The sequence below is a fragment of the uncultured Sphingomonas sp. genome (genome assembly GCF_913774285.1).
Lineage (GTDB): Bacteria > Pseudomonadota > Alphaproteobacteria > Sphingomonadales > Sphingomonadaceae > Sphingomonas.
The window spans coordinates 1-16,038 of record NZ_CAJYHX010000037.1; the positions used below are offsets into that span (position 1 = coordinate 1).

Below are 16,038 nucleotides of genomic sequence, written 5' to 3' on the forward strand. Positions count from 1 at the left end.
GAGGGGCTGGGGGAGGGGAGGATAGCGTCTCGCTTCTACATTCAGGCCCTCTCCCGACCCCTCCCGCAAGCGGGAGGGGAGCGCGAGTGGAGAGGGAGAGGGATCCCAAGATGACCAACCCCTTCGACCTTACCGGCCAGGTGGCCGTCATCACTGGCGCCAACACCGGCATCGGCCAGGGCATCGCGCTGGCGCTCGCCGCCGCGGGGGCGGATATCGCCGCCGTCGGCCGCACTCCGGCCGAGGAAACCGTGCGCAAGGCACGCGCCCTCGGCCGCCGCGCCGAGATCATTTCCGCCGACCTGTCCACAATCGAACCTGTGAACAGGGTTGTGGACGAAGCTGTGGATAAGCTGGGGAAAGTCGACATCCTGGTCAACAACGCGGGGATCATCCGCCGCGCCGACAGTCTCGATTTCACCGAGGCGGACTGGGACGCGGTGGTCGATACCAACCTCAAATCGGTGTTCTTTCTCTGCCAGGCGGCGGGCAAGTTCATGGTCCGCCGCTATGGCGAGACGGGCGAGCGGGGCCGCATCATCAACATCGCCTCGATGCTCAGCTTCCAGGGCGGCATCCGCGTGCCGAGCTACACCGCGTCCAAATCGGGCATTGCGGGGCTGACCAAGCTGCTGGCCAACGAGTGGGCGGGGAAGGGCGTGAACGTCAATGCGATCGCCCCGGGCTATATCGCCACCAACAACACCTCGGCGCTGCAGGCCGACGAGACCCGCAATCGCCAGATCCTCGAGCGCATCCCAGCGGGGCGCTGGGGCGATCCGGAGGATCTGGGGGGCGCTGCGATCTTCCTTGCATCGCGCGCTTCGGATTATGTGCAAGGGCATATTCTCGCCGTTGACGGAGGCTGGCTGGCACGATGACGTTCGCATTCTTCGGGGAAATGATGCTGCGGCTCTCGCCGCCGGGCCGCGAGTTGCTGCTGCAGACGCCCAAGCTCGACGTGGCGGTCGCGGGGGCCGAGGCGAATGTCGCGACCGGCCTGGCTTGCCTGGGCCACGATGTGGCGATGATCAGCGCGGTGGCGGACAATCCGCTCGGCGCGGCGGCGGTGGGCGAGTTGCGCCGGCGCGGCGTGGATACCCGGCGCGTGCTCGCCGAGCCGGGTCGGATGGGGCTGTATTTCCTGACCCCCGGTGCGGGGCTGCGCGCCTCCGAGATCGTCTATGACCGCGCCAACTCGGTGTTTGCGACGCGGCCTGCGGAAAGCTGGGACTGGGACGCGCTGCTCGACGGCGCGACCCGGCTGCACCTCTCGGGCATCACCCCGGCCCTGGGGCCGAACACCGCCGCCGCCGCCATCGCCGCGGCCGAGGCAGCGAGCGCGCGCGGCATCGCCGTGTCGTTCGACGGCAACTACCGCGCCAAGCTGTGGGAAGCCTGGGACAGCGATCCGCGCGGCGTGCTCACCCAGCTGATCCGCCATGCCGATGTGCTGTTCGGCAACCACCGCGACATCTCGTTGCTGCTCGGCGAGCATTTCCCGGGCGACGGCGCCGATCGCCGCCGCGAAGCGTCCGAGGCGGCGTTCGCAGCCTTCCCCAAGCTCCAGCTGATCGCCTCGACCGCGCGGCACGTCGACGATGTCGACAGCCACCGCATCGCCGCCCGCGTCGACACCCGCGACGGCGGGCACCAGACCGAGGAACTGCGCGTCAGCGGCATCGTCGACCGCATCGGCGGCGGCGACGCCTTCGCGGCGGGCGTGCTCCACGGGCTGCTGGAGGGTGGCGACGCCCGCGCGATGGCCGAGGCCGGGCTGGCGTTGACTGCGCTCAAGCACTCGCTGCCGGGCGACGCGAGCCTGTTCACCCGCGCCGATCTCGCCGCTTTCGCCGAGGGCGGGCTGGACGTTCGGCGGTAACCGCATGGCGCGCGGTGTGTGCGGGTGGTTTCGCACCTGCACGGCACCGCGCGCAGGACCCGCTTCCTGTGTCGATTTGGGCAGTTGAAGGCACCTGTCCACCGGTGTCGGGCACGTCGTTCGCTATCGCCATCGGTGCCGCCGCCGTATAGCATGGCGGCATGGAGAAGACGGGCAAGCCCACCATCAACGACGTCGCCCGCATCGCCGGGGTGTCGAAAAAGACCGTCAGCCGGGTCATCAATCGTTCGCCGCTTCTGAACCAGGATACCCGCGCCAAGGTGGAGGCGGTGATCGCCGATCTCGGCTACATCCCCAATGTCCAGGCGCGCGCCTTGGCCTTGCGGCACAATTTCCTGCTCGGCCTGATCCACGACAATCCCAACGCGCAGATGGTAATGAACGTCCAGGCGGGCATCCTGGAGGCCATTCGCGACACCGAGTTCGAGCTGATCGTCCGCCCGATCGATCGCGGTTCGTCCACCATGCTGTCGGACGTGCGCGCCTTTCTCGAGCGGCAGCGGCTGTACGGCGTGCTGATCCTGCCCCCCGTTTCCGAGAACGACATGCTGGCGGAGCTCTGCCAGAGCCTCGGCACCCGCTATGTCCGCATGGGGTCGACGACGCTGGATGCGCCCGAGCACATGGTCGCCTCGAACGACTGCGACGTGGTGGTGGAGGCGGTGCAGCATCTGGTTGCGCTCGGCCATCGCCGGATCGGGCTGATCGCGGGCCCGCACGGTTTCCGATCCGCGCGCGAACGCCGCAAGGGCTTCGAGCAGGCCTTGAACGAGGCCGGCATCAAGCTGCCGCGCAGCATGATTGCCGAAGGCACCTACACGTTCGAGAGCGGGCTGGCCGCCGCCGACCGGTTGCTGGACCTGTCGCCGCGTCCCACCGCGATCTTCTCCTGTAACGACGAAATGGCGGCCGCGACGCTCCATGCCGCGAGACGTCGGGGAATGAGCGTGCCCGAGGATCTGTCGATCATCGGTTTCGACGACACGGCGATAGCGGCTCATATGTGGCCGCCGTTGACCACCGTGCACTGGCCGATCGTGTCGATGGGCCGATCGGCCGCGCTCAAGCTGCTGGCCGATTTCTTCGGCGACGAGCAGGGGGTGGAGGAGCCGTCGCTGTTCCCCTCGACGCTGATCCACCGCGCCTCGGTAGCCCCGCCGCGGCCGGGCACCGCCTGACGCGCTTAAGGTAGTGAAAGCGGGGCGACGGCAAGCCGCCGCCCCGCATCGCGCGTCAGAAGCTGCCGCGCAGGCCGACCAGGAACTGGCGGCCGGGCTTGTACTGGGTGAACGTCGCGTTCGGGAACTGGAAGTAGGAACGCAGCGTCGCGTTGGTGAAGTTCGACACGTTGATCGTCAGCTGCGGCGCCTTCTTCACGCCGAGGATCTTGTCGAGATCGAAGGCCGAGGAGAAGTCCCAGGTGGTGTAGTCGGCGTTGAACAGCGCCGCTGCCGGGATGCCGTTCTGCGTATCGCCGCTGCTCTGCGACCCCTCGCGCGAGGTGGTCGACACGCGCAGCATCACGCCATTGCGCTCGTAGTAGCCGGTGATGTTGTAGGTGAACGGTGCTACGCCGAACGCGCGTGCCGCACCATCGCTGGTCTGATCGACGATCGTGGCGTTGGCGTTGAAGCCGAAGCCGCGGAAACCGAGCTTCTCGGTAAGGAAGTCGAGCGGCTGGACCCACTGGAATTCCAGGCCGTTGATCTTCAGCTTGTTCGGCACATTGACCTGGCTGGTAACCAGCACGCGCGCCGCGGTCGGTCCGCCGCGCGAATCCAGCGCGATCCGTTGCGTCGGGTTCAAGGTGTCGTAGGTGATGCCGTACTGGGCCAGCGCGGAGAACGGAACGTCGAGATTTTTGTTCTGGGTGAAGCCGTTGATCGACTTGCGGAAGGCGTTGAAGCTGATCACGCCGTCGCGGCCGGTATAGTATTCGAAGCCAAGATCGATGTTGGTGGAGATGTACGGTTCAAGCGCGGGGTTGCCGATCGTCGCCTGGTCGGCCGAAGGCGCGCCGAAGCTCACGCCGGGCAGCTGCGCCGAGGGATCGGGGCGCGTCATCGTCTTCGAGGCGGCGAGGCGGACAACGGCGTGCGAGCTCACGTCATAGGCGACGGTCGCGGCGGGCAGCCAGTTGGTGTAATTGTTGCGGGTCGACACGATGGTGACCAGGTTGGGATAGCGGCTGCCGTCCGGAATCTGGGTGCCGCCGGCGGTGGTGTTGCGCGGATCGGCAACCGATACGCGGCCTTCGATCGTCTGGATCGTGTTGACGTAGCGCAGGCCGAGATTGAAGCGCAGCGTGTTGCCGCCGACTTCCTGCTCGCCGTTCAGCGTGGCGAAGGCCGACTTGACGACTTCGCGGATCAGGCCGCCGCTGGCGCCGGTGTTCGATCCGCCGCTTTCCGGCGTGTTGTCATGGAAGAAGTCATAGTTGCTGGCCTTGCGGAACGCGTCCCAGTCGACCGTCACGAAGCCGGCAGGGCCGGGCTTCAGATAGCTCGGGAACGCCGCATTCGGGATCAGCGAACCGGCATAGGTGACCGGTCCGCTCTGACCGGCGGTGTAGCCGGTGCCATAGCCCGGATAGTTCGGATAGCCCGCCGGTGCCGCGCCCGGCTGGTTGAGACCCGCACAGGGCGGCTGACCGTTCGGGCTCGGCAGGTTGACGCTCGGGTTGTTGCCGCACGCCGCATTCTGCCAGGCGCCGCTATTGTCATAGCCGCGGATCCGGCGCGAGACATCGTCATACGCGCCGCCGACCTTCAGGTTCAGCGCGCGATCGCCCCAGGTCAGGTCGCCGCGGATACCCTTGTTCTTGTTGAGCCGGCGCTCGTCCTGCATGTTGAGGCGCGCACCGGTGTACCAGCCGAAATTGGCCGGATTGTTGAGGTCGATACTGCTCTTGATGTCCGGGATGCCGCCATTGTTCGTATAGGTGACGGTGCCGCCCTGGCCGAGCGGGGTCATGCCGCCGACGGTCGGGCTCTCGCGGTGGAAGGTCGAACGGGCATAATTGCCCTGCAGCGTCGCCTTCAGCTTGTCGTTGATCTCCCATTCCGCGCCCGGATTGACGCTCCACAGCTCCGTCGTCTCGTAATAGGGGCGGAATTCGTCGAAGAACTGGGTGTTGGCGAAGGTGCCGCTCGTGACGGTGCAGCCGGCGCTGCAATCCGACTTGTCGAACTTCAGGTTCAGCGGGATAGAGGCGCCGTTGCGGCCCACCCACGCCATGTCCTCGCGGATCAGCTCGTTGTGCTTATAGCCGTACAGGCCGTCGATGTAGAAATGCAGCGTGTCCGACGGACGGTATTCGGCGCTGAGGATCGCGTTGATGCGATCACGCGGGCCGCGGATGTCGGCGATGCGGCCCAGGCGCGGGATCAGGCCGTTGTCGATCTGCTGGAGCGTCGCGCCGGGGTTGTTGGCGAGCAGGAAGTCCTGGTTGATCGCGGTGCCAGCCACCAGGCCTGCACCCGCGCCTGCCGGTACGACCGACGGGATCGTCCAGTTGCCGCCGCCGGTGGTGTTGCAGCTGCCGGTACGGCACTGCGCCGCCGCGATCTGCGCGGCGGTGGCATTCGCCGGCGGCGTGGTCAGCGCCGGATTGGTATAGCCGATCGTCTCGAAGCCCTTGGTGCGGGTGTACAGCCGCTGCGCCGAAACACCGGCGAGGATGCCGATCGTGTCGTTGTGCCAGCTGCCGATCAGCGAGCCGCGGCCGCCGATCTGCTTCGCCGGCTCCTGGTTCGAACCCTGGATGTTATAGGCGATGAACGAGTCCGCACGGTCGAACGGACGTGCCGAGCGCAGGTCCACATTGCCCGCCGCGCCGCCCTCCAGCAGGTCGGCGGTGTAGCTCTTGTTCACGGTCAGCTTGGTGAACAGATCGGTCGGGAAGAAGCTGAGGTCGACCGAGCGATCGGTGCCCTGCGCATCGGTGGCGCCGGAGGAGGCGACGGCGATCGGCGCGCCGTTCAGGGTGACGTTGGTGAAGTTCGAGCCGAGGCCGCGGATCGCGACGTTGACGCCTTCGCCGGTCACATCGCGCGCGATGGTGATGCCGGGGATGCGGTTGAACGATTCCGCGATGTTGGTGTCCGGGAACTTGCCGATGTCTTCGGCGAAGATCGAGTCCGTGAAGCCGGTGGAATCGCGCTTGGCATTGACCGCCTTGGCCAGCGACGAGCGATAGCCGGTGACGACGATTTCCTGCTCGCTGCCCTGCGCGATCGGCGCTTCGCCCGACTGGGGCGAGACGGAGGGCGCATCCGGCGCGGTCTCGCCGGCGGGAGGCGTGCTCTGCGCCCAGGCGGTGGAGGCGCAGGTGGCGCTGAGGATGGTGGCGCACAGCAGGGCGGTACGGGCAGGGCGGAAGCTGCGGGAAAGGTTGGTCATGTTCAGGTCCCCTCGAAGTGGCCCGGCGCGCGGCCGGTCCTTGTCTTCATCATTTCGCTGTTCGCGGACGAGATGCTCCGACGGCGGACGCACGCAGTGCCCGCAGGGAAGAGGTTCGTTCGCGCTGTTGGTTCAAAGGTGCCGGGTCAGGGTGGATCGGCGCCGCCTGCAACGCCCGCCCTCGCGATCGATTCGCTCGGCATGCAATGCGTTGATCGGCTCATCCATCCTCTTCCCGCGGTGTGCGCCGACTTATGCTGTCAGCGTCATGTTAGCGTTATCTTCCATGCTTTGGTCTGGCCGTCAATGGTCCGTTGGTCAGGCCATGCGGTTTGGCACCATGCGAGGTTTTGCAGCAACACCTATGGGGGCGCTGAACAATTGTGTCGCGCGCGACGGCGTGCCAGACCATGGATCCGCTGGGAGGGACCAAAGCATGCACGCACTTCGCCTCGGGCTTCTGCTCGCCACCGCCGCCATCCTGCCTGCCGCCGCGCAGACGCAGAAGGCGGACCTGATGACGCCGCCTGCGGGCGCGCGGCACTTCACCATCACCTCCACCGCGGGGAAGCATGGCGACGTCTGGTCGTGGACCCTGGCCGACGGGCGGATCGCCTATCGCATGTCGATGTCGCTGCGCGGCTGGATCACCGAGACAGACGAGGTGGTGAAGCTCGGCCCCGACCAGCGGCCAATCGACCTCGCCGTACGCGGCTTCACCGACAGTGGCGACGCGACGGAGACCTTCACCGTCGATGCAGGTGGTGTCGCCCGTTGGAAGACGGCGGTCGATGCCGGCGAGAAGCCGTTCGGCAAGGCGCGCTACAGCAGCTATGGCGGCCCCTGGCTGGCGTTCGAGAACGATGTCGACGCGCTGGTCGCCGCCGGCTCGGCGGGGATCGACCTGCTGCCGAGCGGCCATGCCGGCATCTCCATCGGCAAGGCGGTGGAGATCGACGGACCGGCCGGCAAGAAGACGGTGAAGCTCGCCTATGTCACCGGCACCGGCTTTTCGCCTTCGCCGGTGTGGCTCGATGCGCAGAACCGGTTCTTCGGCATGGCCGGGGGCATGTCGCTGCTCCCCGAGGGCTATGAGGCCGCCGGCCCGAAGCTGAAGGAGATCCAGGACAAGGAAGCGGCGGAGATGGTGCGCGGGGTGGCGCACCGCTTCCTCGTGCCCGCTAACCGCACGCCGACGCTGATCGACCATGTGCTGCTGTTCGACTCGGTGGGCGGCCGCTATGTGCCCGACCAGGCCGTGCTGATCATGGACGGCAAGGTGGCCAAGGTCGGTCCGGCCGGCAGCATCGCGGCGCCTGCGGGGGCGACGGTGCTCGACGGCAAGGGGCGCACGCTGCTCCCCGGCCTGTGGGACTCGCACCAGCATGTCGGCGACGACTGGAACCTGCTGCAGAACGTCGCCACCGGCATGACCAATTATCGCAGCCCCGGCTCCTCGATCGAGGATGCGCAGAGCATCTTCAAACGCCGCGCGGCGGGCGATCTGCTCGCGCCCGATGGCAAGGTGTCGGTGATCATCGACAAGAAGGATCCGCTGGCGGCGCAGGGCGCGCTCACCGTCTCCTCGGCGGCGGAAGCCGTGGCGGCGGTGGACAAGATCAAGGCCGCTGGCATGTGGGGGGTGAAGTTCTACACCTCGATGGACCCGGCCTGGATCGCGCCCGCGGCGGCCGAGGCGCACAAGCTCGGGCTGCACGTCCACGGCCATGTGCCGGCGCATATGCGTCCGCTTGATGCGGTGCGCGCGGGCTACGACGAGGTCACCCATATCAACTTCATCCTGATGCAGGCGATGCCGCAGGACGTGGTCGACAAGGCGAATACTGCGGCGCGGCTGGAGGGGCCGGCGCAGTACGGCAAGGACCTCAACCTCGACTCCCCCGAGCTGCGCGCCTTCTATGCCGAGCTCGCCAAGCGCAAGACGATCATCGACCCGACGCTGACCGTATGGGAACCGCTGATGACGTCGGACGGCAGCGCGGTGCCGCCCGAATATGCCGCCTATGTCGACGTTGCGCCGCCCTCGGTCGCGCGTGGCTGGAAGATCGGCGGCTATCCGCTGTTCGGCGGCCTGACCCGTGCCGATTTCCGCAAGAGCTTCGGCAAGATGGTCGAAGTGGTCGGACGCCTGCACCAGGCGGGCGTGCCGATCGTTGCAGGCACCGACGGCTATGGCCTTGAACTGGTGCGCGAGCTGGAGCTGTACCAGCAAGCCGGCCTGACCAATGTCGAGGCGCTGCAGACCGCGACCATCGTGCCCGCGCGGATGGTCGGGATGGACGATCGCGTCGGCGCGATCGCGCCGGGCAAGACCGCGGACATCATCCTCGTCCAAGGCGATGTCTCCAAGGACATCGGCAATCTCCGCCATGTCCAGACCGTGTTCCTCGACGGCTACCGCCTCGACGGCGACGCGCTGCGCAAGGCGAGCGGGCTGACGGGCATGCCCAAGTAACATTTCGTTACGGCACCATCGCGCGATCCCTGCGTTGATCGCGTGATGGGCCGTTCCTCCACCTTCTTGCCTGATCGGGGCGTCCGCCGGCGCTTTGCGCTGCCGACGGCGGTGTGGACGTTCGTGCTGGCGCTGCTGTTCGGCGCGGTGGCACCGATTGGCCCGCCCGACACGCTGGTGCATGGGCCGGCGTTCAACCCCGCGACGACCAGCGTGGCGATTGCCGCCAAGCGCAGCGATCAGACCGCAGGTGTGTGGCAGAGCGTCCGTGGCGTGCGGCACGATGGCGCTGGCGGCGGCGGAGCTTTGCTCGCCCTCGTACCGGCGCTCGCGTCGATCCTCCTTCTCTTCGTACTGCTCTACGCCTGCAGGCCGGCCAAGCTGCTTCGGCCGGTGCGCTGCGGTGCGCGCGGCGCACGGTCGCCACCGGCGCTTCGCTGCTAAGGCGCCACACGCGCCCCAACGCCTGAACTTCGTCTTCGCCGCCGCTGCGGCGGTAGAGGAGGACCTTATGCGTACAAGAAGAGGCAAGCGGCCCCCGAAATGGTTCGCCATCGCCGTCTGGTCCGGCATCGCCGGCACCGCGGCGCTATTGGCAGCCGCGATCGGCGTGGCCCAGGCCTGACCTGCATCGACACCGGTCGCCTTCAGGCGCGACCGGTGTCGAACCAGTAATCCATTTCAAGGAGGATCGATGCCGCATCATGCGCCCCTGATCGCCACCATCGTCGCCGGGCTCGTCGTCGCCTTCCTCTTCGGCGCGATCGCGCACCGGATCAAAGTCTCGCCGATTGCCGGCTATCTGCTCGCCGGCGTCGCGGTGGGGCCGTTCACGCCCGGCTTCGTCGCCAATTCGGGGCTCGCCAACGAGCTTGCCGAGATCGGCGTGATCCTGCTGATGTTCGGCGTCGGCCTGCACTTCTCGCTACGCGACCTGATGTCGGTGCGCCGGATCGCGGTGCCCGGCGCGGTGGTCCAGATCGCCGCGGCGACCGCGATGGGCATCGGCCTCGCACATGTCGCCGGATGGGGACTGCAGGCGGGCATCGTCTTCGGCCTGGCGCTGTCGGTGGCGAGCACCGTCGTGCTGCTGCGCGCGCTGCAGGGGCATGACATCGTCCAGACCGAGCGCGGACGGATCGCGGTCGGCTGGCTGATCGTCGAGGACCTCGCGATGGTCGTGGCGCTGGTGCTGCTGCCGGTGCTGGGCGAGGTGATGGGCGGCGAGGGCGGCGGGTCGCTGCTCCAGCCCTTGCTCTCCACCTTCCTCAAGGTCGCCGGCTTCGTCGCAGTGATGCTGCTGATCGGTCGCCGGGTGATCCCATGGACGCTGCAATGGGTGGTCGGCACCGGCTCGCAGGAGCTGTTCCGGCTGGCGGTGCTGGCCATTGCGCTGGGTGTCGCGTTCGGCGCGGCGCTGGCGTTCGACGTGTCGTTCGCGCTGGGCGCGTTCTTCGCGGGCATGATCCTGGGCGAGACCTCGCTCAGCCGGCGCGCGACCGAGGAGACGCTGCCGCTGCGCGACGCCTTCGCGGTGTTGTTCTTCGTCTCGGTGGGGATGCTGTTCAATCCGTCGGTGCTGGTCGAGCAGCCGCTGGTGCTGCTCGCGGCGGTGGCGATCATCCTCGTCGGCAAGTCGCTCGCGGCCTATGGGATCGTCCGGCTGTTCGGCTATTCCAACCAGACCGGGCTCACCGTCGCGGTCAGCCTCGCGCAGATCGGCGAATTCTCGTTCATCCTGGCGGGCCTCGGTACCGACCTGGGCCTGATGCCGGCGGCGGCGCGCGACGTGATCCTCGCGGCGGCGATGTTCTCGATCTTCCTCAACCCATTCCTGTTCGCCTGGGTTGCCAAGCGGTACGAGGCGGCGGAAGCGGCGCGCGAGGCGGTTGCCCCGGTGGATCTGCCCAAGGGGCATGTGATCCTGATCGGCTATGGCCGGGTGGGCAAGATGATCGCGGAGGATCTCCAGCAGCATGGCAAGGCCTTCGCGCTGATCGAGGACCAGAACGACATGGCCGAGCAGGCGCGTAAGGCGGGCATCACCGTGGTGGCGGGCAACGCCGTCGACGTGCGGACGCTGGTCGCCGCGCAGATCGGTCAGGCGAGCAAGCTGCTGATCGCGATCCCCGCCGGGTTTGAGGGCGGGGCGATCCTCCAGCATGCCCGCCAGCTGGCGCCGGGCGTGCCGGTGGTGGTGCGCGCCCATTCGACCGACGAGGTCGCCCACCTCGAAGGCCTGGGCGCCGACGAGGTGGTGATGGGCGAGCGCGAGACCGCCAACCGGATGATCGAGCTCGCCCGCGGCATGCCCGCGGGATCCGATCAGCCGGCGATCAGCCCCGCATAGGCCGGCAGGCGGTGGAGCGTTGCGCCGTTCAGCGCCTCCACCACCGCCAGTCCCTCCACCAGGGTGGGCGGCAGGTCGACAGGCGCCGCCGAAAGGTTGAACGCGCAGACGAGGTGCGCATCGTCGATGGTGCGGGCGAAGACCAGCAGCGCTTCGTCGGCATGGAGGACTGCCATCGCGCCTTCGACCAGCGCCGGGTGCTGCTTGCGCAGGTCGATTAGCCGGCGGGTGAGGCGGAGCAGCGAGGCGGGGTCGGCCTCCTGCACGTCCACTGCGCGGCCGAGATGGTCCGGGCCGAGCGGCAGCCACGGCCGGGCAACCGAGAAGCCGGCATTGGGTGCGTCCGCAACCCATGGCATCGGCGTGCGGGCGCCGTCGCGGCTGAGGGTGAGCGGCCAGTTGGCGATCGCCTCGGGATCCTGCAGGTCCTCGAAGCCGATCTCGACCTGGGTGAGCCCCAGTTCCTCGCCGTAATAGAGGATCGCATTGCCGCGCAGGGAGAGCAGCAGCAGCATCTTGAGCGCGGCGAAGGCGGCACGGTACTCGGGCGCGACCCAGCGCGAGATGGCGCGGGGAGCATCGTGGTTCTCGAACGCCCAGCTCGGCCAGCCGACGCCCGGCGCCTCGGGCCATTCGGCCACCGCGTCGCGGACAAGTGCGGGTGTGAGCCGATCGGCGTAGAGGAAGTTAAAGCCATAGGCGCTGTTCAGGCGGGTCTCGCCCGCAGTGAACAGGTGCATCTCCGCCTCAGGTGCCGGCCCGCCGACTTCGGCGACGGTAAAGCGCCCCGGATACCGGTCGGCCAGCGTGCGCAGCTTCTCGAGCAGCAGCGGGATGTCCGCATGGCTCTGGTTGTAGACATGCTGCTGGAAGTCGAAGGGGCGGGTGCGTGGCAGCCCCGTGTCCGGCGCCGGCGGATTATCGCGCAGCTCCGGATCGTGCATCGTGAAGTTGATCGCATCGAGCCGAAAGCCGTCGACGCCGCGATCGAGCCAGAACTTGGCGGTGGCGAGGGTAGCGGCCTGCACCTCGGGATTGTGGAAATTGAGGTCGGGCTGCTCGCGCAGGAAATTATGGAGATAGTACTGGCCGCGCCGTGCGTCCCAGGTCCAGGCCGGGCCGCCGAACACCGACTGCCAGTTGTTGGGCGGGCTGCCGTCGGGCTTGGCATCGGCCCAGACATACCAGTCGGCCTTTGGGTTGGTGCGGCTGGTGCGGCTCTCCTGGAACCACGGATGCTGGTCCGAGCTGTGCGAATAGACCTGGTCGATCAGCACCTTGAGGCCGAGTTCATGGGAGCGGGCGACAAGCGCGTCGAAATCCGCCAGCGAGCCGAACACGGGATCGACGTCGCAGAAATCGGCGATGTCATAGCCGAAGTCCCGCATCGGTGACGTGAAGAAGGGCGAAATCCACACCGCGTCCGCGCCCAGCGCCGCGACATGATCGAGCCGCGCCGTGATGCCGGGCAGGTCGCCGACGCCGTCGCCGTTCGAGTCCGCGAAGCTGCGCGGGTAGATCTGGTAGATCACCGCGCCGCGCCACCAGGGCCGGGTTTCGGTGGAGAGGGCGTGCATCGGCATCAGGTTCACTTGGAGGCTCCGGCCGCGCAAACGGCATAGCCGAACGCGGGAAGGGAAAGGGTGAGGCTGCCGGGGGCAGCGGCGTTGGCGGGGCAGGCGCCTGCCAGGGTGCGGAAAGCGGTGGAGCCGGTTTCGACTTGGACGTTGCCCGTCCAGGGCTCGGGGCCGGTGTTGAAGGCGATCACGGTCTCCGCGCCGGTAGTCGGATCGAAGCGCGAGACGGCGAACAGACCGGGCTTGTCGCTGGCGAAGCGGGTGACCTGCCGGCCGCGGGTGAGCGCCGGGTGGCTGGTCCGCAGCCGGGCGAGCGTGGCGATTTCGCGGAACAGGGGATGGGCGGGATTGAAGCTGGGCGTGGCGGTGGTCGCATCGGTGCCGAGCAGCTTGTTGTCGTTGTAGCTCGCCACCTTGCTCCCGAACATGTCCTCGCGGGCATCCTGATCGTTGCCGTCGCTGACGAAGCCCTGCTCGTCGCCCGAATAGATGGTCGGCACGCCGCGGAGCAGCAGCAGCATCGCCTGGGCGAGCTGGACGCGCTGGAGCAGTTCGGCCTGACCGATCTTCGGATTGGCCTGCCTGATGAAGGTGGCGGCGCGGCCCGCATCATGGTTGCTGACGAAGGTGGGCAGGCGGTGCGCGGTCTTCTCGCCGCCTTCGTACAGCACGTCCGCCGCGAAGACCTTGGCGAGGCGATCGGTGCCCTTGCCCCCGGCAACGTCGATCACCGCCTGGTTGAAGGCGAAGTCGAGTACCGCCGGGAACTTGTCGACGCGGGTATGCTGGGCGAGTGCTGCCACCTCGGGATCGGCGACCTCGCCGAAGATGTGGAAGTTCGGGATGCCCTTGGCCTTGGCGCGGGCGAGCATCGCCGGAACGAAGGCCTGCCAGAACTCGGGGTTCACATGGCGCGCGGTGTCGATGCGGAAGCCGTCCACGCCGAAGCGATCGATCCAGCCGCCGAAGATGTCGATCATGCCCGCGACGACGCGCGGATGCTCGGTCATCAGGTCGTCGAGACCGACGAAATCGCCCATGGTCGAGCTCTCACCGGCAAAGGTCGAGTTGCCGCGATTGTGATAGTAGATCGGGTCGTTGAGCCAGGCGGGCACCTTCACGTTCCGCTCCGCCTCGGGGACAACCGGCGTATAGGCATAGTCGGGCCGGGTGAGCTTGGCGAAATTGGCGGCGCGGTGGTCGTCGTCGCCGGCGAAGCCGGGGTTGATGGCTTGGCCGGCGACGCCCCCTTTACGGCTGTATGGATAGTCCGCGCGGCTGCGGTAGCTGCAGTCGCCGCACTCCCGGAACTGGATCACGTCCGCGGTGTGGTTCACCACGATATCCATATAGACCTTGATGCCGCGCCGGTGCGCCGCATCCACCAGCGCCTTGAACTCGGCATTGGTGCCGAAATGCGGATCGACCTGGGCGAAATCGGTAATCCAATAGCCGTGATAGCCGGCCGATTCCTGCTCCTTCGGCCCCTGCACGGGCTTGTTCTTGAAGATCGGCCCGACCCAGATTGCGGTGGCGCCCAGCGCCTGGATATAGTCGAGCCGGTTCAGCACGCCCTTGAGGTCGCCGCCATGGTAGAACCCCTTGGATGCGGGGTCGAAACCGGTGACAAGCCGATCGCCGGCCAGCCCGCCGCGATCATTGGCGGTGTCGCCATTGTCGAAGCGATCGGGGAGGAGGAAGTAGAGCACTTCGTCCTCGGGCAATCGGTCGCGAAAGCTTTGTGCCATGGCCGGCGTCGCGGCGAGCGCGGCGGCGAGCAGGGCAAGGGCAGTCGAACGGATCATGCGGCAATCTCCGCGTCCGCGGCGCCGTGCGCGTGGACGAAGTCGCTATGGGAGGGCATCTGCGCGACTTCGCGCGCGTTCAGCTTGGCGAGCAGGTCGAGATATTCGGCGATCTGCGCACGCGGCGGCTGATCGGCGAGGGGATGGTGTCCCCGGGCGGTGATGCCTTGGCCGACAAGCACTTGCAGCCAGGCGACGTCGCTGAACAGATCGCCGTCCTCGCGAACGATCTCGCCGGTCTCGCGCCACAGCGCGATCTTCTCGGCAAGCTCGTCGGGCAGGGGCGCTTCGCGGCATTCGCGCCAAAAGGGCTGGTCCCGGTCGTTCGCCCAGTAATGAAGGATCAGGAAGTCGCGAATGCGCTCGCTTTCGTGCGCGGCCTGGCGATTGTAGCTGTCGCGCAGCGGCGGGAGGTCTCGGCGGCCGGGCAGCAGCTTGAGCACGCGCTCCACAGCGGACTGGATCATGTGGATGCTGGTCGATTCCAGCGGCTCGAGGAAACCGCTGGACAGGCCCAGCGCGATGACATTGCCCGCCCAGGCATACGCGCGGCGTCCGGCGTGGAAGCGGAGCGGGCGCGGATCGCCGAGCGCGGGTTCGTCCAGCCCGGCGAGCAGCCGCGCCGCAGCCTCGTCGTCCGAAAGGTGTCCGCTCGCATAGACGATACCGTTTCCGGTGCGGTGCTGGAGCGGGATCCGCCACTGCCAGCCGGCATCATGCGCGGTGGCGCGGGTATAGGGGGTGAAGTCGCGGGCGCGGGCGCTGGGCACGGCGAGCGCGCGGTCGCAGGGCAGCCAGTGCGACCAGTCGTGATAGCCGACGCCCATCGCCGCGCCGATCAGCCGGGCATGGAAGCCGGTGCAATCGAGGAACAGGTCGCCGTCGATCCGACGGTCGCCGTCTAGATGGATCGACTGGAGGTTCCCTGTCTCGCCATCGCGGGCCACATCAAGGATACGCCCCTCGTGCCGCACGACGCCGCGCGCCTCGGCATAGTCGCGCAGGAAACGGGCATAGAGGCCCGCGTCGAAATGAAAGGCGTACGGCATCTCGGGCAGCACCCGCGCGGTGCGTGCAGGGCCCCGCTGCATCCGGTTGCTAAGCGCCGCGACATTGTTGAGCGCATAGGCCGCGAGCGGCTCGGCTACGCCCTCGGCCAGCCCGCGCAGCCAGGTGTGGCGGAAGGCGAGCAGGCCATTGTCGCGGCCGACATCGCCGAAAGCGTGCATGTAGCGCCCGCCGTTGGTCCAGCCGACGAACTCGATCGCAAGCTTGTAGGTTGCCTGGGTGGCGGCGACGAAGGCGTCCTCGTCGACGCCGAGGCCGGCGTTGAACATCCGGATTTGCGGGATGGTCGCCTCGCCCACGCCCACCGTGCCGATCGCTTCGGATTCGACCAGCGTGATCGTGAAGCCGTCACCGAGGAAGCGGGACAGCGCCGCCGCGGCCATCCATCCGGCCGTGCCGCCGCCGGCGACGACGATGCGATATGGTGCTGCGACTGCCATGGCGCTCCCCCTCCGGTG

At 67.7% G+C, this 16,038-nt stretch carries 10 protein-coding genes; 6 read left to right on the top strand and 4 right to left on the bottom strand.

Annotated features, from left to right (window positions below):
• Positions 1 to 110 precede the first annotated feature (110 nt).
• From kduD to QZ670_RS19775, 3 genes are all read left to right on the top strand, one after another.
• Complete coding sequence (kduD, locus tag QZ670_RS19765; RefSeq protein ID WP_294258929.1) at positions 111 to 881, top strand: 2-dehydro-3-deoxy-D-gluconate 5-dehydrogenase KduD; 771 nt, start codon at positions 111 to 113, stop codon at positions 879 to 881.
• Positions 878 to 1,882 carry a sugar kinase gene (locus QZ670_RS19770; RefSeq protein WP_294258933.1) on the top strand — a complete coding sequence of 335 codons (1,005 nt, stop codon included), beginning with the start codon at positions 878 to 880 and terminating at the stop codon, positions 1,880 to 1,882. Before kduD ends, QZ670_RS19770 begins: the two co-directional genes overlap by 4 nt.
• 161 nt (positions 1,883 to 2,043) lie before the next feature.
• A complete protein-coding gene (locus tag QZ670_RS19775; protein ID WP_294258936.1) occupies positions 2,044 to 3,081 on the top strand; it encodes a LacI family DNA-binding transcriptional regulator in 1,038 nt (345 codons plus the stop codon).
• A 55-nt stretch (positions 3,082 to 3,136) separates the two neighbouring features.
• Here QZ670_RS19775 and QZ670_RS19780 read toward each other — a convergent pair whose 3' ends face one another.
• Positions 3,137 to 6,304 carry a TonB-dependent receptor gene (locus QZ670_RS19780; RefSeq protein WP_294258939.1) on the bottom strand — a complete coding sequence of 1,056 codons (3,168 nt, stop codon included), beginning with the start codon at positions 6,302 to 6,304 and terminating at the stop codon, positions 3,137 to 3,139.
• 436 nt (positions 6,305 to 6,740) lie between these two features.
• On the opposite strand from QZ670_RS19780, the gene QZ670_RS19785 reads away from it, so the two are divergent.
• The 3 genes from QZ670_RS19785 to ybaL all read left to right on the top strand — a co-directional run bounded on the left by QZ670_RS19785 (position 6,741) and on the right by ybaL (position 11,130).
• Entirely contained in the window at positions 6,741 to 8,780 is a 2,040-nt protein-coding gene (locus QZ670_RS19785; RefSeq protein ID WP_294258943.1) for an amidohydrolase family protein, read from the top strand.
• Positions 8,781 to 8,825: 45 nt separating this feature from the next.
• The gene (locus QZ670_RS19790) at positions 8,826 to 9,224 is read left to right on the top strand and encodes a hypothetical protein (RefSeq protein ID WP_294258945.1); all 399 of its coding nucleotides are present in this window, start codon (positions 8,826 to 8,828) and stop codon (positions 9,222 to 9,224) included.
• A 250-nt stretch (positions 9,225 to 9,474) separates the two neighbouring features.
• Entirely contained in the window at positions 9,475 to 11,130 is a 1,656-nt protein-coding gene (gene ybaL, locus QZ670_RS19795; protein ID WP_294258947.1) for a YbaL family putative K(+) efflux transporter, read from the top strand.
• Here the strand turns inward: ybaL and QZ670_RS19800 are convergent.
• Genes QZ670_RS19800 through QZ670_RS19810 form a run of 3 tightly spaced genes read right to left on the bottom strand, consistent with a single transcriptional unit; the run spans position 11,106 to position 16,020 of the window.
• Complete coding sequence (locus QZ670_RS19800) at positions 11,106 to 12,713, bottom strand: alpha-amylase family glycosyl hydrolase (RefSeq protein ID WP_294258949.1); 1,608 nt, start codon at positions 12,711 to 12,713, stop codon at positions 11,106 to 11,108. The two genes, ybaL and QZ670_RS19800, sit on opposite strands and share 25 nt — an antisense overlap.
• Positions 12,714 to 12,718: 5 nt before the next feature.
• Positions 12,719 to 14,512 carry an alpha-amylase family glycosyl hydrolase gene (locus QZ670_RS19805; RefSeq protein WP_294258951.1) on the bottom strand — a complete coding sequence of 598 codons (1,794 nt, stop codon included), beginning with the start codon at positions 14,510 to 14,512 and terminating at the stop codon, positions 12,719 to 12,721.
• The gene (locus QZ670_RS19810) at positions 14,509 to 16,020 is read right to left on the bottom strand and encodes a tryptophan halogenase family protein (protein ID WP_294258954.1); all 1,512 of its coding nucleotides are present in this window, start codon (positions 16,018 to 16,020) and stop codon (positions 14,509 to 14,511) included. Before QZ670_RS19810 ends, QZ670_RS19805 begins: the two co-directional genes overlap by 4 nt.
• Between the last annotated feature and the right edge of the window lie 18 nt (positions 16,021 to 16,038).